General features: G+C 59.4%; 19 protein-coding genes. 9 read left to right on the top strand and 10 right to left on the bottom strand.

The features are described 5' to 3' along the window. Position 1: 1 nt before the first annotated feature. Complete coding sequence (locus tag ACJJU9_RS21905; RefSeq protein WP_407729515.1) at positions 2-1,279, bottom strand: acetyl-CoA C-acetyltransferase; 1,278 nt, start codon at positions 1,277-1,279, stop codon at positions 2-4. A gap of 122 nt (positions 1,280-1,401) precedes the next feature. Here ACJJU9_RS21905 and ACJJU9_RS21910 point away from each other — a divergent pair, with 122 nt between their 5' ends. The 7 genes from ACJJU9_RS21910 to ACJJU9_RS21940 all read left to right on the top strand — a co-directional run bounded on the left by ACJJU9_RS21910 (position 1,402) and on the right by ACJJU9_RS21940 (position 8,273). After that, a complete protein-coding gene (locus ACJJU9_RS21910) occupies positions 1,402-2,754 on the top strand; it encodes a 3-oxoacyl-ACP reductase (RefSeq protein ID WP_407729516.1) in 1,353 nt (450 codons plus the stop codon). 3 nt (positions 2,755-2,757) lie between these two features. Further along, positions 2,758-3,612, top strand: a complete 855-nt coding sequence (locus tag ACJJU9_RS21915; protein ID WP_407729517.1) for a MaoC family dehydratase — start codon at positions 2,758-2,760, stop codon at positions 3,610-3,612. 163 nt (positions 3,613-3,775) lie between these two features. Further along, complete coding sequence (locus tag ACJJU9_RS21920) at positions 3,776-4,081, top strand: nucleotide pyrophosphohydrolase (protein ID WP_048390322.1); 306 nt, start codon at positions 3,776-3,778, stop codon at positions 4,079-4,081. Then, entirely contained in the window at positions 4,078-4,827 is a 750-nt protein-coding gene (locus ACJJU9_RS21925) for a methyltransferase domain-containing protein (RefSeq protein ID WP_407729518.1), read from the top strand. Before ACJJU9_RS21920 ends, ACJJU9_RS21925 begins: the two co-directional genes overlap by 4 nt. Positions 4,828-4,848: 21 nt before the next feature. Further along, positions 4,849-5,463 (top strand): DUF4136 domain-containing protein, encoded by a 615-nt coding sequence (locus ACJJU9_RS21930; RefSeq protein WP_048390317.1) that lies wholly within the window; start codon positions 4,849-4,851, stop codon positions 5,461-5,463. Between the two features lie 27 nt (positions 5,464-5,490). Then, positions 5,491-6,090, top strand: a complete 600-nt coding sequence (locus ACJJU9_RS21935; RefSeq protein WP_407729519.1) for a DUF4136 domain-containing protein — start codon at positions 5,491-5,493, stop codon at positions 6,088-6,090. A gap of 233 nt (positions 6,091-6,323) precedes the next feature. Continuing rightward, the gene (locus ACJJU9_RS21940) at positions 6,324-8,273 is read left to right on the top strand and encodes a pilus assembly protein TadG-related protein (RefSeq protein WP_407729520.1); all 1,950 of its coding nucleotides are present in this window, start codon (positions 6,324-6,326) and stop codon (positions 8,271-8,273) included. Here ACJJU9_RS21940 and ACJJU9_RS21945 read toward each other — a convergent pair. After that, complete coding sequence (locus ACJJU9_RS21945; RefSeq protein ID WP_407729521.1) at positions 8,270-11,005, bottom strand: ATP-binding protein; 2,736 nt, start codon at positions 11,003-11,005, stop codon at positions 8,270-8,272. The genes ACJJU9_RS21940 and ACJJU9_RS21945 overlap by 4 nt on opposite strands. Then, the gene (locus ACJJU9_RS21950) at positions 11,002-11,442 is read right to left on the bottom strand and encodes a TadE family protein (protein WP_273222328.1); all 441 of its coding nucleotides are present in this window, start codon (positions 11,440-11,442) and stop codon (positions 11,002-11,004) included. The genes ACJJU9_RS21945 and ACJJU9_RS21950 overlap by 4 nt, the downstream gene beginning before the upstream one ends. A 70-nt stretch (positions 11,443-11,512) precedes the next feature. Between ACJJU9_RS21950 and ACJJU9_RS21955 the strand changes: the two genes are divergently transcribed. Together ACJJU9_RS21955 and ACJJU9_RS21960 are read left to right on the top strand one after the other, a co-directional pair. After that, the gene (locus ACJJU9_RS21955; RefSeq protein ID WP_407729522.1) at positions 11,513-11,986 is read left to right on the top strand and encodes a prepilin peptidase; all 474 of its coding nucleotides are present in this window, start codon (positions 11,513-11,515) and stop codon (positions 11,984-11,986) included. 123 nt (positions 11,987-12,109) lie between these two features. After that, complete coding sequence (locus ACJJU9_RS21960) at positions 12,110-12,886, top strand: response regulator transcription factor (RefSeq protein ID WP_407729523.1); 777 nt, start codon at positions 12,110-12,112, stop codon at positions 12,884-12,886. Positions 12,887-13,235: 349 nt separating this feature from the next. Here the strand turns inward: ACJJU9_RS21960 and ACJJU9_RS21965 are convergent, their stop codons facing one another. Genes ACJJU9_RS21965 through ACJJU9_RS21995 form a run of 7 tightly spaced genes read right to left on the bottom strand, consistent with a single transcriptional unit; the run spans position 13,236 to position 19,704 of the window. Continuing rightward, a complete protein-coding gene (locus ACJJU9_RS21965; RefSeq protein ID WP_407729524.1) occupies positions 13,236-13,502 on the bottom strand; it encodes a DUF3613 domain-containing protein in 267 nt (88 codons plus the stop codon). Between the two features lie 17 nt (positions 13,503-13,519). Continuing rightward, positions 13,520-14,215, bottom strand: a complete 696-nt coding sequence (locus ACJJU9_RS21970; RefSeq protein ID WP_048366484.1) for a lipopolysaccharide assembly protein LapB — start codon at positions 14,213-14,215, stop codon at positions 13,520-13,522. Positions 14,216-14,229: 14 nt separating this feature from the next. Next, a complete protein-coding gene (locus tag ACJJU9_RS21975) occupies positions 14,230-15,114 on the bottom strand; it encodes a type II secretion system F family protein (RefSeq protein WP_407729525.1) in 885 nt (294 codons plus the stop codon). Position 15,115: 1 nt separating this feature from the next. After that, the gene (locus tag ACJJU9_RS21980) at positions 15,116-16,000 is read right to left on the bottom strand and encodes a type II secretion system F family protein (RefSeq protein ID WP_407729526.1); all 885 of its coding nucleotides are present in this window, start codon (positions 15,998-16,000) and stop codon (positions 15,116-15,118) included. 10 nt (positions 16,001-16,010) lie between these two features. Beyond that, the gene (locus ACJJU9_RS21985) at positions 16,011-17,285 is read right to left on the bottom strand and encodes a CpaF family protein (protein WP_048366486.1); all 1,275 of its coding nucleotides are present in this window, start codon (positions 17,283-17,285) and stop codon (positions 16,011-16,013) included. Beyond that, the gene (locus ACJJU9_RS21990; RefSeq protein WP_048366487.1) at positions 17,282-18,481 is read right to left on the bottom strand and encodes a pilus assembly protein; all 1,200 of its coding nucleotides are present in this window, start codon (positions 18,479-18,481) and stop codon (positions 17,282-17,284) included. The genes ACJJU9_RS21985 and ACJJU9_RS21990 overlap by 4 nt, the downstream gene beginning before the upstream one ends. Then, the gene (locus ACJJU9_RS21995; protein ID WP_048390302.1) at positions 18,478-19,704 is read right to left on the bottom strand and encodes a type II and III secretion system protein family protein; all 1,227 of its coding nucleotides are present in this window, start codon (positions 19,702-19,704) and stop codon (positions 18,478-18,480) included. The genes ACJJU9_RS21990 and ACJJU9_RS21995 overlap by 4 nt, the downstream gene beginning before the upstream one ends. Positions 19,705-19,709: the final 5 nt, after the last annotated feature.

Here is a 19,709-nt window from a genome sequence, read left to right on the forward strand (position 1 = left end):
ATTAGCCCCGCTCAAGAATCGCCGTCACACCCTGTCCTCCGGCCGCGCAGATCGAGATCAACCCTCGGCCCTGCCCGGCCGTGGCCAGCAACTTGGACAAGTTGGTGACGATGCGCCCACCCGTCGCGGCAAACGGATGCCCAACGGCCAGCGAACTGCCTTTGACGTTCAGCTTGCTGCGGTCAATGGACCCCAGCGGCGCCTCCAGCCCCAGCCTTGTCCGGCAGTATTCGGCGTCTTCCCATGCCTTCAACGTGCACAGCACCTGGGCGGCAAAGGCCTCATGAATCTCGTAGTAGTCAAAGTCCTGCAAAGTCAGGCCATTGCGCGCCAGCAGCCGTGGGACCGCATACACCGGCGCCATCAGTAACCCTTCGGCTCCGTGTACGAAATCCACAGCCGCCGTTTCGCCATCGCGCAGGTAAGCCAACACCGGCAACCCCCGCGCCTTGGCCCACTCCTCACTCGCCAATAACACCACGGACGCGCCATCAGTCAGCGGCGTCGAGTTACCCGCCGTCAAGGTGCCTTTGGCGCTACGCTCGAACACCGGTTTTAGCGCGGCCAGCTTCTCCAGGGTCAGCTCCGGGCGCAGGTTATTGTCGCGGCGCAGCCCCTGAAACGGGGTGAGCAAATCGTCTTCCCAGCCCTCGTGATACGCCGCCGACAACGCCTGATGGCTGTGCAAGGCCAAAGCATCCTGCTCGTCCCGGGGGATATGCCAGGTTTGGGCCATCAACTCGCAGTGCTGGCCCATGGACAAGCCGGTACGCGGCTCGCCATTGCGCGGGAAGGCCGGTTTCAAAAAGCTTGGGCGCAATTGCAGCAAGGCTTTGACCTTGTCCAGCGGCGCCTTGGTGCGATTGAGCTGCAACAGCCATTTGCGCAGGCCGTCATTCAAGCCAATCGGCACGTCCGAGGCGCTGTCGACACCCCCGGCAATCGCACAGTCAATCTGCCCGAGGGCAATTTTGTTGGCCACCAGCAACGCCGCTTCCAGGCCGGTGCCGCAGGCCTGTTGCAGGTCATAGGCGGGGGTTTGTGGCGACAGGCGTGAGCCCAGCACGCACTCGCGGGTCAGGCTGAAGTCCCTGGAATCCTTGAGCACCGCCCCGGCCACCACTTCGCCCATGCGCAACCCATGCAGGTTGTAGCGCTCAATCAACCCCTCCAGAGCAGCGGTCAACATCGTCTGATTGCTGGCCGTCGCGTACGCTCCGTTAGCGCGGGCAAATGGAATTCGATTACCGCCAATAATGGCTACTCGACGCAAACTCATAAGATGTTCCCTATTCTTTCAAGGCCATTGATCGTTACAAGCGTAGGTCCTATCGCTGATAACGAACGACCATGACGTGTTTGTGGTCAACCCTTTGAACCCCATCTGTCGGAGAGTGTTCCATGTCAGACCGTTATATCGACTTTGCCAACTCATCCATCGGCCACCGCGTGGTCGGTGCATTGGGTCTGCCGTCACCGGTACGACTGGAACGCTGGCAAGCGGGCCGCCTGCGCCCGGTAGAAGGTGCACTGTTATTGGGGGGCGGCGCATTGGCCGCGACGGTCGGTACTTTTGCGCAAAAACTCACCGATGCCGTATTTGCCTACGGCCCCGGCGAATGGTCGGCCAACCCGTGGATACCCGGCCAGGGGCCCAAGCTCAAAGCCGTGGTGTTCGATGCCAGCGAACTGCTGCACACCGACCAGCTCAAACAATTGCGAGAGTTCTTCCAGCCACTGCTGCGCAGCCTGGCGCCCAGCGCGCATATCGTGATCCTCGGCCGCGCCCCCGAAACCCAGCGTGACCCGTTTGCCGCCAGCGCCCAACGCGCCCTTGAAGGCTTTGCCCGCTCATTGGCCAAAGAGCTGCGCAGCGGCGGCACCTTGCAACTGCTGTATGTCGGCGAAGGGGCAGAAGACCAACTAGAAGGCGCGCTGCGTTTTTTCCTCTCGCCCAAAAGTGCCTTTGTCAGCGGCCAGGTGCTGCGCCTGAGCCCCTGCGCCACGCAGGTGCCGGACTGGACGCGGCCACTGGCCGGGCGTAAAGCCTTGGTTACAGGCGCAGCGCGGGGCATTGGCGCGTCGATTGCCGAAACCCTGGCCCGCGACGGCGCCGAGGTGGTGTTGCTCGACGTGCCTTCAGCCAAAACCGATCTCGATGCACTGGCCGCGCGCCTGGGCGGGCGCAGCCTGGCCCTGGACATTTGCGCCGCAGACGCCCCCGCGCAATTGGTCGAACACCTGCCGGACGGCATCGACATCGTGGTGCACAACGCCGGCATCACCCGCGACAAAACGCTGGCCAACATGACGCCCGAATATTGGGATGCCGTGCTCGCGGTCAACCTCAACGCGCCCCAAGTACTGACCAAAGCCCTGCTGGACAGCGGCACCTTGCGCGATAACGGCCGGGTGATTTTGCTCGCGTCCATCAGCGGTATCGCCGGTAACCGCGGGCAAACCAACTACGCCGCCAGCAAGGCCGGGCTGATTGGCCTGGCCCAGGCCTGGGCGCCGCTGCTGGGCGAGCGCGGCATCAGCATCAACGCCGTTGCGCCGGGCTTTATCGAAACCCAAATGACCGCGCACATTCCGTTTGCCCTGCGCGAAGCCGGGCGGCGCATGAGTTCACTGGGCCAGGGCGGTCTGCCACAAGACGTCGCCGAAGCGGTGGCCTGGCTCAGCCAGCCGGGCTCGGGGGCCGTCAGCGGGCAAGCGTTGCGGGTCTGTGGGCAAAGTGCCTTGGGGGCCTGAATCATGACCGTGCATTGGCTCGACCTCAGCGCCCCGCCGCACTTGCCCGCGCTGTATGCGCAAGCGGCGGCCAAACGCAAAATCACCGGCAACACCCTGCCGGAGCAAGGCTTGCGCTGCTGGGTCGACATCGATACCCAGGCGCTGGCGGCCTTTCGTGACGTTTGCGCGATTGCGCCTAGCCCGTTATTGCCGCCGACCTACCCGCATGTGTTGGCGTTCGGCCTGCAAATGCAGTTACTGACCGACAAAGACTTCCCCTTCCCGCTGCTGGGACTGATACACCTGACCAACCGGATCCGGGTCTTGCGGCCCATGGGCGGTGTGACCCGGCTTCGCATCGGCGTGTTTGTGCACAACCTGCAAAAACACCCCAAGGGCGCCACCTTTGACGTCGTGACCCAAGTCGACGATCAACTCGGGCCACTCTGGGAAGCTGAAAGCACACTGCTGTGCAAAGGCGTCGACTTGCCCGGCGAAGTGCCAGCAACCCCGACCTTTAGCCCCCTCGCCTTGACCGAGCTGACCCGCTGGTATGCGCCGTCGAACATTGGTCGCCGCTATGCCAGAGTCTCGGGCGACTACAACCCCATCCACCTCAGCGCCGCCAGCGCCAAACTGTTCGGCCTGCCCAGCGCCATCGCCCACGGCCTGTGGCTCAAGGCGCGTGCGCTGGCAGCCCTCAACGCGCACCTGCCAGCGGCCAATGTCGAGATCAGCGTGGCGTTCAAAAAGCCGGTGCGATTGCCCAGCGAAGTCATTTTGCTGAGCAGCGATGCGGGCTCAAGCGGCGACTTCCAGCTCAACGGGCACGGGGATCTGCTGCATTTGATTGGCCAGTGGCGCCCCATCAGCTGAGATCCGACCTGTAGGAGCGAGCTTGCCTCGCGATCTTTTGATCGTTTAAAAGATCGCGAGACAAGCTCGCTCCTACAGGGGATTTGCCTGAACGAAATGCCTTTCACTTGCACCAATCTGCATTCAGTCGCAAGCTTTGCTCCTTCTGGAGAACCCACCCGCGATGAACCTCGAAGAACTCACTCAGCGCATGCACCGCATCCGCGATAACAACGACTGGAAGCAATTTCACAGCCCGAAAAACCTGGCCATGGCGGCCAGTGTCGAAATGTCCGAGCTGGTTGAAATTTTCCAGTGGCTCAGCGAAGACCAATCACGCCAATTATCTGCCGACAAACTGGCCCACGCCGGGCAGGAAGTCGGTGACATCGTGCTGTACCTGTTGCTGTTATGCAGTGAGTTGGGGCTGGACATGGATCAAGTGGTGCGCAGCAAACTGGCCGACAATGAAAGGCGTTTTAGTCAATGAGTGACCGTCACTTCGATCAACTGGCCACCCGTTTCGCTGAAAAGATCTACGGCGGGGCCAAGGGCGCGATTCGTCTGGCGGTGCTGCAGGCCGACCTTGAAGAGGCGCTGCCTCAGCGCCCGTTGCGGGTGCTGGATATCGGCGCCGGGCTGGGCCACATGTCGCTGTGGCTGGCCGAGCGCGGGCATGATGTGACACTCGCCGAACCGGCCGCACCGATGCTCGAAGGCGCACGCGAGCGCTTTGCCGCTGCGGGCCAGACCGGCACCTTTATTCAGGCGCCGTGGCAAGAGCTGCCGGGGCAACTGACTGCGCCCTACGACCTGGTGATCTGCCATGCCGTACTCGAATGGCTGGCCGAGCCCCACACCATCCTGCCGGTGTTACACCAAATGACCGCCAAAGACGGTTGGCTGTCGCTGGCGTTTTATAACCGCGACGCCCTGATCTACCGCAACCTGCTCAAAGGCCACTTCCGCAAAATGCGCAAGAACACCCTGGCCGGTGAAAAACAAAGCCTGACCCCACAAGAGCCGCTCGACCCGCGAGAACTGGCCAGCGCCCTTGAAGGTCTGTGGCAGGTGCAAAGCCAAAGTGGCGTGCGGGTGTTTCACGACTACATGCCAGTGGAGTTTCAAGCCCGCGCCGACCTTGAAGCGCTGGTCGAAATGGAGCTGGCCCACCGTCGCCATCCTGCCTTCGCCGGGCTGGGACGTTATCTGCATTGGGTATGCCGCCCGGTTTAATACCCGCATGGGGAGATGATGATGTATCGCCGCGTTGCCTTGCTCGCTGTAAGTCTGGGATTGGCTGCGTGCCAGAGCCCCAACCCGTATACCGCCAGTTCCATGCCCATCCCGCCTGCTCCGCCGCAAGCGGCCAACACCCTGGACTTGAGCGCCTACCCGGCGCCGCCACGGGACTACGGCCGCTATCAAAGCTGGGCCTGGCGCAACAACCAATTGCCGGCCGGGTCGGCCTGGGCAGACTCCGCACAAATTGCCGAAGCAGTCAGCAATGCCCTCGACCAGCGTGGATTACGGCCCGCACAACCTGGCCACCCCGCTGATTTGTGGGTGAGTGCAGATTTACACACAGAAAAACGCTTGCGCCAGGTTCAGGACGACTATGGTTATGGCGGCATGTACGGCGACCGTTATGGTCGCTATGGCAACCAGTACGGCATGTACAACAGCGTACCGGTTGTACGCACCTATGAAGTCGAAGTGATGGTTGTACGGCTCAATCTGTATGACGGAAAAACAGGTCAGCCGGTCTGGAGTTCAAGTGCAGAAACCAGTAGTAAAGGCAGCCTGAGCGAACGCAGTGACGCCCTGCGCGAATCACTGAACAAGGCAGTGCAGGCTTATCCTCCCCATTAAAACTGTTTGTTTAAGCGGAGACTCACCATGTTAGGACGCATTGCTTTACTGGGACTGGCCCTGCTGCTTAGCGCGTGTAACAGCATGCAGGTCACCCATGACTACAACCCGGCGGTCAATTTTGCGCAGTTCAAGACGTGGGCCTGGAAAGACCCGGCCGTGCAATTTTTACCCGACACCCCAATGGTTAAAAACGGCCTGACAGCACAACGCGTGGTCATGGCCCTGAGCAGCCAGCTGGATCAGCGCGGTCTGACCCAGGCAGCGCCCGGCGCCAAACCCGATCTGTGGGTACAAACCTATATGGTTGTGGCCAACCGCCAGGAACAGGTCACCAACTACAGCTATGACGGCGGACCTTGGGGCGGACCTTGGGCTGGACCATGGGGCGGTTACTGGGGTGGCAACTATTGGGGCGCACCGGCATACGCCGAAACCCGCAATATCGTCTACCAGGTGGGCACCTTGCAGGTGGACCTGATTGACGCCAAAGACGGCAAACTGGTCTGGCGTGGCAACGCCGAAAAAGTCGTCGACGAAGATGCCACGCCTGCAGAGCGTAGCGCGGCGATTTCCAAGGCAGTCACTGAAATCATGAGTAATTACCCACCCAAGCCAGCGCGTTAATTAAATCAAGCCAACTCACTAACAAAGTATATAACTGCGAAGTATTAATACTTTAGTCAGTGAGTTGGCCCTACTCTTCTCTCTTTACAACCTTTCATCCAACAGTTCCCATTAGTTGCACGCGCTGGCCTTATAAAGTGTGCAACTGGCCAGCATCCTGATCACTTCTTGACTACACTCGCTAAAACTTTAGAGCGAAGCGCTGGACAGTGTTCCAGTATCAGGAGTGCTCAATGTCTCCCCCCTTACGTCGTGCGTATTTCAACGGCCCCCGCCAACAACACGGGGCGATTGGTTTAATGGCGGCACTGACGCTGGGGATGGTGCTGATCTTTATGTTGCTGGTGGTCGACGGCGGCCGCCTCTACCTTGAACAACGCAAGCTGCAGCGTGTTGCTGACATGGCGGTGCTTGAGGCGGTCAGTCGGGGTGGCAGTTGTGCTGCCACCCCGACGACCGCCACGCTGTACGCCACCCAAAGCGCCGCCCGCAACAGCTTCGTCCCGGCCGGCACGCAACAAACCCTGAATGCCACCTGCGGCACCCTGGTCACCGTCAACCAACTGCGCACCTTCCAGCTCGACCCCAGCAAAAGCGACGCTATCCGCGTGATTGCCACCAACACAATCCCTACCAGCATTGCCGGAGGTGTGTGGGATTTGGTGAGCAAAGGGACGTTGTCGACGACCACGAAGTTGACGGCGAGTGCGGTGGGGAGCAGGCCGGGACCAACGTTGGCACAAATCAGTATTCGCACCACCTTGGCCACGGTAAATACCTCGCAGTCTCCACTGCTCAATAATTTATTCTCGGGGTTGTTGGGCGGAAATGTGTCCATCTCGGCAGTTGGCTGGGATGGTTTAGCCAAAGCCAACATAAACTTGCTGCAATATTTGAATCAACTGGCAATTAACTTGGGTGTCAACGCAGGCGATTACACAACCCTGCTTAATACAAACGTTACTGTCACCCAACTCATAAAAGCAGCAGCGTCTGTTGCCACACTTAACGGCGCAACACTTGATGTTCAGACTGCGCTAGCCAACCTGCAAGTAGCCGCCATCAACAACACCCCTTTAAAAGTTGGCGACCTGTTAAAACTACAAACAGGCACATCCTCTGCGGGTTTGGATACAGACTTGAATTTGTTCTCTCTTATTCAGGCTGCCATTCAAATTGCCAATAAAAATAACGCCGTGGCTGTGAGCCTTCCTATCAATATTCTTGGCCTTGCAAAGGTGACGACTACCGTCAAAGTGATTGAACCACCCCAGTTTTCGGCAATCGGAAACCCGGCCACAGATAGAATTTATGTCCGTACAGCGCAAGTGAGATCTCTGATTACCATCGAGCTCCCCATCCTCAATACTGTCAGTGCGCTTTTGAATTTAGTCACAGACCTGCTTTCAGGTATTACTGGGCTTCTTCAAGGAGTGATCTGCGGTCTAGGACTATGCGGAACCACATTCGATCCTAAAATACTGCCTCCGCCATTAATTCTCAGTATCAACCTGGATACGGGAGGAGCAGATGCTCTGGTGACAGGGTATACCTGCCCTTCCGGGACCTCTGGCAGCAAAAGCCTGACGGTCCAGGCTAATACCGTTCTAGCCAACCTGAATATCGGAAGCATCAATGCCAGCAAAGCATTTTCCTCATCAGACCCGGTAACCGTCACCCCTTTGCCCATCGTAAATATCATAAGCAAATCAAATTGCAGCCTTCTGGGAGGGTGCACCTACAAAGATTATGGGGGGGGAGGAATTGCGCTCATGGCTACATTGCCCATTGCTAAAACACCCAGCACTTTAATTTATTCAGCGGCTACGAATTCGGTTCCGCCTAATCTTAAACAACCTCCTATGGCTAAATTTGCCAGCCCAACTACGAATATCGTAGATAGCCTAAGAAGTACTATCAGTAATGTGCCGATTAAACTTTATGCGCCTGTGGACGGCACGGGCATTTTGAGCACACTCGCAACGGGATTAACAAGTGCTGCCAATACAACGCTTCTGGCGATTGTAAACCTCGTATCCGGACTGATTCTTGGAGTCTTAAGCCCTCTACTCGACCCGATACTCAATAACCTGCTGTCACTGCTGGGCGTAAACCTCATGGCCACCGAAGTCGACGCAAACCTCTCCTGCGGCCAGGGTGGCCCCGCCCAACTCGTGCTCTAACCTTCAACCACCGGCAACTCCACACAAAACCGGGCCCCGTGCCCGGTGTTGCTGACGCTTAACCGGCCGCCCATGTTGTCGATAATCCCGTAGCTCACGGACAACCCCAGCCCTGTGCCCAGGCCGACCGGTTTGGTGGTGAAGAAGGGCTCGAAGATCCGTTCCAGCAGGCGCGGGTCGATACCGCCCGCATTGTCTTCCACCGTCACACGCACGCTGTTGTCACCCGCGCCTGCAGTCAAAGCGATCCAGGGGGTGAATTCCGGCTCGGTTTCGCGCTTGCTCATCAGTGCATCGCGGGCGTTGATCAACAGGTTGATCAGCACTTGTTCCAATTGGTCGACGTGGCCGCGCACCAGCAACGCATCGCTCAAACACTCAGTGCGCAACTCAATCCCTTTGCCGCGCAAGCCTTCGCACAGCAAGGCCAAGGCGCCTTCCAGCGCTTGCGCCGGGTTGAAGGCTTGTTGCTCAACCTCTGAACGTCGGCCGAACACGCGCATGTGGTCAACCACCCGCGCTGCCCGCTGGATCTGGGCATCGATGCGGGTGAGTTTGTCTTGCAGGTAGTCGTGCTCCACATCGCCGTTGCTCACGCGCTTGAGCATGTTGGCGATGGCCATGCGCATGACGTTCAATGGCTGATTGATTTCGTGAGCAAGGCCCGTGGCCATTTCACCCAGGGTGGCCATTTTGGCGCTTTGGGTCATTTGCTGTTGCGAGCGACGCACATCAGTGTTGTCGCGGCCCACGGCCTGGACTTCGAGCAACTGACCTTGGGCATCAAACACACCCCGGTCCGACCACACCCACCAGGCGTACTCATGCCCCGGCAGCTGCAAGCTGATTTCGGCGGTACTCACCGGGTTTTGCGGGGTTAACCGGGCAATGCGCTGCATAAATTCCGCGCGCTGCTCGGTCGACAACCAACTGCCCAGATTCACCCCCGGCAATGCCTGCGGGGTGCACTCCAGGTAAGCCGCCAGCGGCTGGTTGCCAAAGGTCAGGGTCAGGTCCGGCAGATAACGGCAAATCATCGCGGGCGAGTCTTCGACCAGCACCCGATAACGCTCTTCACTGCGCTTGACCCGTTCAGTGGTTTCGGTGGCTTCAGTTACATCCAGCCATAACCCCACCGCCTCAATCGGCAGCCCAAGGTCATCGCGCAATAATTTGGCTTCGTCCAGCAACCAGTGGTAGTTGCCCTTGCTATCACGCAGGCGATACCGACGCCGGGCGCTGCCAAAGCGCAGCAGTTGGCGGGTGCGGTCAAAGTACTGCTCGCGATCGTCGGGGTGAATCCACTCGATCAGCCCGGCCCCCTGGCTCTCGGCCAGCGTCCAACCGAGTAACGGCTGCAGGCTGGCGCTAAAAAAGGCGGGCACTAACGCTCCTTTCTCATAGCGCTGCACATAAATCACCGCCGGGGAACTGGCGATCAAGTTGTCCAGCCGCGCATGAGCGGCCGTCGCTTGCAGTTGCTGACGTTTGATTTCGCTGACATCCAGCATAAAACCGACGATACGCCGCTGGATGCCCGTGCCGACCGCTTGCCCCTGAATCCGATACCACTGGGCTTGCCCCGCGTTCTGCGGCAGGTCCAGACGCGCAACCACCATCAGGTTTTTGCCGTGTTCAATCAGCTCATCAAAACGAATACTGAGCTCATCACGATCGGCCGGATGAAACAGCGCCAGCCAGGCTTTGCAGGTTAATGGCGTGTGCGGGGCCGACAGGCTTTCGGCCAATTGCGGCGCCAACTGCACCTGCTCGGTGGCCGTCGACCACTCCCACCAGCCCGTGCCCAACAAATCCTCTAGCGCTTGCACACGCTCGCGGTGCTCAGCCTGTTGCTGCTCGCGTAAGCGCTCCAGCAGAGGCCCGGCCAAGACAGCGCACACGTGCGACCAATCACTCTCTCTCATCAGCGCAGGGCGCGTAGAAAACCCCAACAACAGCCAGGCACAGAGCCCGCGCTGATCGTGATAAGGCATGCACAAGCCATCGGTCGCGCCCAGCAGGTTGCGAAATTGAAACGGTTGCTCGTTGGCAGCGGCCTGGCCTGAATGACGCGAACCACTGAGGCTGTCCAGCGCGCTGCCCAGGCTTTGCCCCACCTCCCACAAGTGCGCTGCGCCGGGCGCCTGATAAACGCTAAAGAGGCTCCAGTCCGGCTGCCCGTCTTCACGCAGCGCCAGGGCGATGCACGGCACCTGCCATTGCTCGCCGATGCGTTGCAACGACTCCTGCGTCACCTGCGGCAAACGCGCCATGCTGCATAAGCGTAATTGCCTGGCCAGGCTCAAGCTCAGTTGCATGCACAGCTCACGGTTGTGGGCTTGCTGGCCTTCGCGCCGCAGGTCGCTAATGTCCAGCAACTGCAACAGCCAGCTGTCTGCATGTGGCTGAACCCAACCGCGGGTGTGCAGTACAGCCCCCCCGGCGCATTGGAAGTCCAGATCTAGGCTGTGCCCCAACCAATCAGCCGGGGTCCCTTCAAGTGCCTGAGTGCTGCCCGGCACCAGATAATCGAGCAATAAACGCGTAGTGTCAGCGCCGCTGACCGGCTGCACACCGAAACGCTGAGCGCCGTGTACCTCCAGCACCCGCCCCTGATGATCGAGCAACAAGTGCAAGGCCGTGTCCTTGCCGGGTTGCGCTGCATGGTGCTCAGGCAAAGGGTCTTGAGCGCGGCCCGAGAAGCGCCCAAACGGCTTGCCACCCAGGTTCAAAACTGCAGGCTCGACTGGGCCGACAAGGTGTCCGGCAAGCTCGGCACAGTGATGCCGCCCGGCAGTTTGAGCACCGGCAGAATGTTGCTGAGCGTTGCGGCCGGGAGGCTAACAGTCACGGTCAACACTCCCGCGCTGTACACCGCCGTTTTACTGATGTTGGTGGTCATCGCAGTGGGCATCCAGCCCAATTGCTGGTCCAGCACGCCCTTGGCCACCGATTCGACCTTGGCCTTGTAATCTGCGCCCGTCAATGTCGGGTCCACCGCCATGCTGCGGCGCACCGCCTCTGCCGTCGACTGGTTAAAAGACTGCATCAGCAGCAGCGGAAAGCTGTAGCTGAGCACGCCATACAGAACTGAGAAAAAGATCACAAAAACCAGGGCGAACTCAATCGCCGCCGCGCCTTTTTGTGAGTGGGGAAGGTCAACTTTCATGACTGCGTCTACCCTGACAATTCACCGTGATATCAGCATAGAATCATTCGAAGAAAAGGGACGGTAATACGTGATCCATTTAGCGGTTTTATTCATTTGGTTTGCCGCCTGCGCTGCCCAAGACCTTTACCAACGCCACATCGCCAACAGCCTGACGTTTGGTGCCGCAGCCCTGGCGTTGGTGTACCTGATTTGGACCGGCACCACCTGGCTGGGTGCCAGCGCGGCTGAAGGCAGCTGGGCCCTGTTGATTGCTTTGGTCCTGACCTTGCCCGGCTACGCCCTGAACAAACTGGGCGCTGGCGATGTAAAACTGTTAGTGGCACTCGCACTGGCAACCGATCGTCCGATACTGCTGAGCACGTTTATTGGCGCAGGTCTTAGTGCAGGGCTGTGGTTTTGGCTCTCGCCAAAAGTGCTCCCTCTATTGAATCAACGTCTTACCCATCCCCCCGGCGAAAACATCAAAGGCGCGTCAAAAAAACTGCCCTTCGCCCCTTTTCTTTTATGCGGCTTCAGCTTGTCCGTTTTGTGTCTAACCTAATCAAAACGAAGGATTTATTACATGTACAGCGTAGGAAACTACGTCTATGTTTCCTGAACCCCTCGCCATTCACGCGAGCGGTACAGGACGTCTTAAATTGGCTTGCCAGGCATGGAGTAGCGCGTGAACAAGCTCACCTCAAAAATAAAAGTGTTAGTGGTCGACGATCAGCCGTTGATTGTCGAAGAACTCAGTGAGTTCCTGCAAAGCAGCGGTTACCGTTGCGTGCCTTGCGAATCAAGCCGTGAAGCCGTGGAGGCGTTTGTCGCGGATCCCGAGATAAGTCTGGTGCTGTGTGACCTGCACATGCCCGACATGAACGGCATCGAATTAACCCAGCATCTACAGAAAATTGCCGGTAAACACCGCCTGTTTGAAAGCATCCTGTTGACCGGCCATTCCGACAAACAGGACGTGATCAAAGCCTTGCGCATTGGCATTGCCGACTACTACCCCAAACCGGTTGACCTTGCAGAATTGCTTGAGGGTATTCAGCGTCAGGAGGCCGTCCTGCGCGAACGGCAAAAGAACGAGCATCTGGGGCATTTGAACCAGAAGTTGCAGTACTTGGCTGAGTCTATCGACGACCTTTATCAAGACATGGAAACGGTGCGCCATCCGCCGCCGTTCAAGAGCACTGTGGCTGCGGACGATGAAGCCTTGTGTGACCTGCCACCGATTTTCAAGCAGTTGTCACCGCGCCAGCTGGACGTGGCCAAACTGGTCGGCAAGGGGCAGACCAACTACCAGATCGCCTGTGATTTGGGCATCACCGAAAACACGGTCAAGCTCTACGTGTCCCAGGTGTTGCGCCTGACCCACATGAACAACCGTACCCAGTTGGCGCTCGCCCTCTCCCCCAGTGCATCCGCCCAACAGCATCGGCAAACGGCGCACTGACCGCAGCCTGTAGTCGCTGACGAGGAACGAGGCTGCGATGGGCTCCGCAGCGACCCCACACGGCTGTCCGGGGCCCGCATCGCAGCCTTCGTTCCTCGTCAGCGACTACAAGAGCGCCTTGAACCCATGAGGCTGCGATGGGTTGCGCAGCGACCCCACACGGCGGTCCTCTGGCCCTCATCGCAGCCTTCGTTCCTCGTCAGCACAAGAGCAGCTTGGACCTGTAGTCGCTGCCGAAGCATGAGGCTGCGATGGGTTGCGTAGCGGCCCCACTCGGCTGTCCGGCGCCCGCATCGCAGCCTTCGTTCCTCGTCAGCGACTACAAGCATGAGGCCGCGGCGACAGTGCCTTATTGCTGCTTGGCCTTACCGCCTTCGTCCTGTTTGTAGTACTCAGGGATGGGGTGGGTGTAGCTGTCCAGCCAACGTTGCAGGCTGCGTTCGCGCTCGGCCGGGGTCGCCACCTGGCGTTCCTTGGACTGGGCCTGACCGCTGACTTGCAGCTGCAACCAGCGCTCGGTTTCCTGCTGGTACTGAGACGCCGGCCCCGGCTCAATCGCCAGCACGCTCAGCGGCATCATGCCCAACAACACGGCCAAACGAATCGAACATTTCATGGCAAACCTCCAACGCTTTATTTGATTGCAGCCACCTGATGACTGGCCGGTTTGGCAGCCTGGGTTTTCAGGGCCTGAGCCCTGGCTTGTGCGTCACTCACTTGTTCAGGGGTCAATTCAGCGCGGCTGGCCAGCTCCGCCGCCTGGTTCCATTGGTCCTGATAGATGAGCAAGGTGACCAGGTTCAACGCCGCCAATTGATCCGACTGCTTAAGCTCCAGCGCCGTCAAAAACTCAAAACGCGCTTCGTCGGTGCGCAGTTGGTTGAGGTACACCACGCCCAGGTCATTGCGGATTTTTTCGTCCGTGGGCGCCGCTTGCGCTGCGCGCTCAAGGTAAGACGCCGCCAGCGTGTTATCGCCTCGCGCAGCCGCCAACTGACCCAAGCCATGATCACCTTCAGCGCTCAAGCAGGTGCCGAGCAGCCCGCGGTACAGCGGCCCGGCTTCAGGGCGACCCAACTGGCGATAGATCCGTGCCTTGCGCAGTTGCACCTGGGCGAAGCCCTCCGGCAGGTTTTGCAAGTTGGCCAGGCTGGCGTGCAGCTTGCCCTCCTTGGCCATGTCATCGGCCAGGTTCATCGACAGTTCCTGATCGTCGCTCAACTTGCCGCAACTGCCACCGCTAAAGGCGGCCCACGGCGGGTTGCTCGGCCCCCCGGTGGCGCATCCTCCCAGCATCAACAATGCACACACGGCCATGACTGCTTTCATGCTCATACTCCTGATCAAGAGCCAAAGGCCCGTGCGATAGCAATAAAACTCGGCCCGCCCAACACAATCAGCAACGCCGGAAACAAAAACATCATCATCACCACCGACATCTTGGCGGACATTTTTGAGATGTATTCCTCCATGCGGGTGAGACGTCGGTCATCCAGCAGGCTTTTCAGTGACTGCAACGATTTCATCGCGCCACCGCCCTGCTGAAGCAATTGCTTGAGGATCACGCAGGTGTCGTCAAACTCATCCACCGCCAGCAAACTGGCCGCCTTGTCCAGTTCCTGGCTCAACTCCAGGCCCGAGTCCACGCGGGCCAGCACCAGCCGCAGCTCGCCTGTAAGCACCGGCAACAGTTGCCGCGCTTCGATGCTTAACACGCGCAGCGCTTGCTCCACCGCCATGCCCGATTCGAACAAAATGCGCAGCAGTGGAATAAACGTCGACACCTCCACCGCCGCCGCTTCCTGACGCTTTTTAGCGACGTGGGCAAGCATGCGTTTGGGGATCAGATACCCCAGCGCCAAAGCAAACAGCAGCACGATCATCAAATAGCCGGACCTTGGGTAAAACAGTTCATGCCCCAGAAACGCCAGCCCGGCCATGGCCACCGGCGTACCGACCTGGAACGCCGCAAACAGCGAACGCTGGCTTGCCGTACGCCAACCCACGCGGTTCAGCAGCACTTGGGTTTCGTTGTCCATGGACACCGAGCGCTGGCCAAACTTGCTGCTGCCCAGTGCGCGCATCCACACGCTGATCTTTCCCGGGCCGGTCTTTTCGCCCTCAAGGCGTTGCACCACCCGTTGTTGGCGCAAGCGCTGTTGAACCGCGCTATGGATCAAGACCCCAAGGCCTGCCAACAGCAACACTGCGCAAATCAGCAAGGCCATGTCATACGCTCCGTACCATGCGCCACAAGGCAAAACAGCCAATGGCTTGCAAGCCAAACGCGGCAATCAGCAAATGTTGACCACTCGCGTCGTGCCACATGTTCACCAGAAAGGTCGGGTTGGTGACCATGAAATAGCCGCCCACCAACAGCGGCAACAGCGCCAGCACCAACGCCGTGACCCGCGTTTCGCCAGTCATGGCCTTGAGCTTGCGCGCCCCTGATTCACGCTCACGAATCAACACGATGAGGTTTTCCAGCAGCTCGCTGGCGTTGCCGCCGTAGCGGTGGTTGACCTTCAAGCCCAGGGCAAACATGCGAAATTCATCGCGCTCATACAGCTCGGCAAAATCCTGCACCGCCTCGGGCAAACTCACGCCCAACTGCACGTTGCGCGCCACCCGGCTGATGCTGTCTTTGAGCGGGTCATGGGAGGCCTCGATGGCATTGAGTACCGCATCGGCCAAAGTGCGCCCGGCCTTCAGGCTGCGCACGCAGTGGTCGAGCAATTGCGGCAGTTGCTCAACCATGCGCTTGACTCGACGCTGGTAACGCCAGCTGACAAAAAGCTTTACGCAGAGCGGCGGCGCGACCAGGAACACCAGAAAAAAAAACCAGCCGCCCAGCAGAGCCGCCAACGCAACCGCCCCGGCCCAGATCAGCAGCCACAACCCCAAACGCTCCGAAGGGCGACCCAACCCCGCCTGCAAAAACGCCCGGTCCAGCCACTCGACACCCAGCGCCTTGTCCGCCAGTTGCGGATGGCCCTCGGTCAAGCGGCCCAGCACGCGGCTGGTGGTGGGATCGCGCAAGGCGCGGTAGACCAGGTTCATCGACATCATGAACATCATCAGGCTGATCGCGAACAGTATCAGGGCCGGAATCATGATCTACGCCTCAGCCGTTGGCATTCAGAATCGGGTCGCGACGCAACTTGTCGCTTGCCGGGTTCAGTGCCTCACGCACAAAGCCAAAGCCGGTGCGTTTGTCCAGCCGGAACAAGGTGTTGGTGACATACACATCGTCACGCACGCCCACCACTTCCAGCACTTCACTGACACAGCGGCGCCCGTCAGACATGCGGGTCAGCTGGATAATCACGTCGAGGGCGGCGCAGATCATCTGGCGAAGGGTTTTTTCCGCCACCGTGCGGCCGGTCAAACCCACCAGGGTTTCAAGACGCAACAGGGCGTCTTGCGCGGTGTTGGCGTGCACGGTGCTCATCGAACCATCGTGACCGGTGTTCATCGCCGTCAGCACATCGAGTACTTCCACACCTCGAATCTCGCCGAGGATGATGCGGTCCGGACGCATCCGCAGGGCGTTGCGGATCAGGTCGCTGGATTTGACTTCACCGTGCCCTTCGGAATTCGGTGGGCGGGTTTCAAGGCGCACCACGTGGGGGTGGCCCAACTGTAATTCGGCCACGTCTTCGATGGTGACCAAGCGCTCGTGCGGGTTGATCAATTGGCTGAGGATATTCAGCAACGTGGTTTTGCCGGTGCCGGTACCGCCGCTGATCAAAATGTTGCAGCGCTTGCCCACCGACTCCTGAAAAAACTCATAGATCGATTGATCGATGGTTTGCATCGCCACCAGATCGCTGCTTTTGAGCATGTCTTTGCGAAACTTCCGGATCGACAGGCAGGGACCGTCCAGCGCAATGGGCGGGATGATCGCGTTCACCCGGCTGCCGTCGGGCAGCCGTGCATCGACCATGGGTGACGACTCATCCAGGCGCCGACCCAGCGGCGCCAAAATGCGCTGCATCACACGCTCGACGTGGTGATCGTCGATAAAACGCAAATCGCTGTGGCTCAACAGACCGTCGCGTTCAACAAACACATGGTGCGGGCCGTTAACCAGAATCTCGGTAACGGCGCTGTCGCGCAGCAGCACTTCCAGCGGCCCGAACCCCGTCAGCTCGTCAACAATTTCCTCGGCCAGACGTTCCATCTCGTAGCGCGAAATGGCCAGGTGCAAGCGCGATACGTATTCGGCCACGCGGTCGGTGACAAACTGCGACAAGGCATGGCGCGAATCTTCCAGCAGGTTTTTGCCGCTCTCCTCGATGGCGTCGATGATGTAACGGTGCAGCACCATTTTCAGGCCGTCGTGGTCGGCGCGCCCGTCCTTGTGAAGCCCGGAACCGAACAACTGCTCTTTGGTCATTTGGACCCCCACAGACGGTTAAGCCATTTGTCCGCGACGGAGGACGGTTTGCCCGACGCCACAGAGCGCTTGGCCAACTGTTCACCGATCTTTTTCAAGCCTTGGCTCAAGGCCTCGCGCGGCCCCAACTCAAACAACGTGACAGCCTGATTTTTCGCATTGAGGCGTAACTCGGCGCTCAGCGGCAACGAGACCAGTACCGGTAAATCAAAACTCTTGGCCAACGCATCGACATCCGGAGCAATCCCCCGCAGGCAGCGGTCGACCACCAGCCCCGTGTGTTCGAGTTTCATGCCCTTGTTGCGCCAGAGGTTAAGTACATCCAGATTGCGGCGGCAATCGAGCACGTTCTGATCGACGTACCAGAGCAGCTTGTCGCAGTGGGTCACGAACGTGCGCAGCGCCTCGCCATCCGGCTGACCGGTGAGGTTCACCACAATGTGCTGAAAATGCTGACGCAAGGCGCTGAGCAACATGTACAACTCGGCGGCGCTGGTGTGCTCCAGAGGCTCGTCGGCGTTGCTGTGGGCCAACACCCGCAAGCCGTCCGGGGTTTTGGTGAACGCGCTGTCGATCAAGGTGCTGTCCAGGCGCCGAAGATGGCGCAGCGCATCGCCAAAAAAGAACGAGCTTTCAAGCCCCAACAGCGCCAGGCCGTCGCCACGGGGAATGCCCAAATCCAGAAACAGGGTTTTCTGCCCGCTCTTTTGCACCACCAGCGCCAGGTGGCTGGCCAGCAGCGCGCCATCGGCGTTGCATTGCGCGCTGAACAACACGCTGAGGCCGCCCAGCTCGGTATTCGGCGTCACCGGCGGCAGGCGCTTGCTCAGCCGCCGTACCAGCCCCGCCACTTCACTGGAGCGCGAGCCATAGGCGACAAAATCTCGCGCCCCGGCACGCATGGCATTGAGCACCAACTGGTTGTCCATGCCGTCGCCCAAGGCCACGATCGCCAGCATCGGCTTGGCCTCCAGCGCGCCTTCGATCAACGCGCACTGGGCCACCACTTTCTCCCGGTCCAGCCCCACAAACACCAGCCCGGCAAAGGTCACGTCAATCAACGCGAGCAGTTCATCGAGGCTGCTGGTACCCGCCCCCACCACTTGGCCGAGCGGCGCCAACGCGCCCTGCAGCCACTCAAGATCGGTGTTGTTGCGCGTCAGCGCGAGAAACGTCTGGCTCAGGCTCTGGCTCATTGGGATAACCCGCTACGGCGATTGAAATTGCCGTTTTCAAGGAAATACAAGCGATACCAGTTGGGGTCGTAATTGCGCAGTTTTTCGCCCGGCATGCTCGGCAGGGGCGCATTGGCGGCCAAGGGTTGAACCAGGTGCGGGGTTACGATCATCAGCAGCTCTTTTTCTTCGCGGCTGATGTTCGAATCGCGGAAAAACGCCCCCAGAATCGGCACGTCACCCAGCCCCGGGAATTTGTTCACCTGCGAGGTATTGCGCGTACTGATCAAGCCGCTGATGACAAAACTTTCGCCATCGGCCAGCGAAATGCTGGTGTCGGTACGGCGCACGTTAAGCCCCGGCACCAGCGTCCCGGCGATGTTTACCGCGTTGGTGTAATCCAGCTCGCTGACTTCCGGTGCGACCTTGAGCAGGATGCGGTTGTTGCCGACCACGGTCGGGGTCAGCGTAAGGCGAATACCAAACTCCTTGTACTCGATGGACACGTTATCGCTGCCGCTGCTCGGCACAGGGATCGGTACTTCGCCCCCCGCCAGAAAGGTCGCACTTTGCCCGCTCAATGACACCAGGCTCGGCCGCGCCAGGGTGTAGGCAAAACCGCTGCCCTCCAGCGCATTGATCAAGGCTCGAACCCGACCGCCGCCAAAGCCAATGTTGAAGTTTTTGCTGTTAGCGACCGGGCCGCCGGTGATGATGTTTTCAGCGTTGGTGATGAATGAGTTGGGTGAACCAAACAGAAAGTTGCTGCCCTGACCAAAGATCGACGTGCTGGCTTCCTGCAGCTTGGTCCGGCTGACCTCAACAAAGCGAATGTCGGTTTGCACCTGGCTGAGCAACGCCGGGTCTTCTGAGGGCGACACGGAGGCGCTGGTAAAGCTCTGGGTGGCTTTGCCTTTGACGAACACCATGCTCTGGCGCGGGGTTTTCGAACAGGCGGTCCAAACCATCAAGCTGGTGGTGCCCGGCGCGACACCGGTTAGCAAAAAGGCGTTGCTGCCGTTGGCATGCACATCGGCAATGCCCGGATCACCGACAGCAATGCGCGTAATGGCAACCGGCGAATCCAGAGCTTGCTGGATGCCCTGCCCCACTTCCAGCACCGCTGGCAATTGCCCTAGCGCTGAGCAATTGGAGGGCGCGGCCAGGGCCATTTCAAAAGGCAAGCTGCTTAGAACCAGAGTCCAGACAGCTCGTTTGTACAGCGCTACGCAACGATGGCTCATAGGGT

The sequence above is a fragment of the Pseudomonas helleri genome (assembly GCF_045830615.1).
Classification (GTDB): domain Bacteria; phylum Pseudomonadota; class Gammaproteobacteria; order Pseudomonadales; family Pseudomonadaceae; genus Aquipseudomonas; species Aquipseudomonas helleri.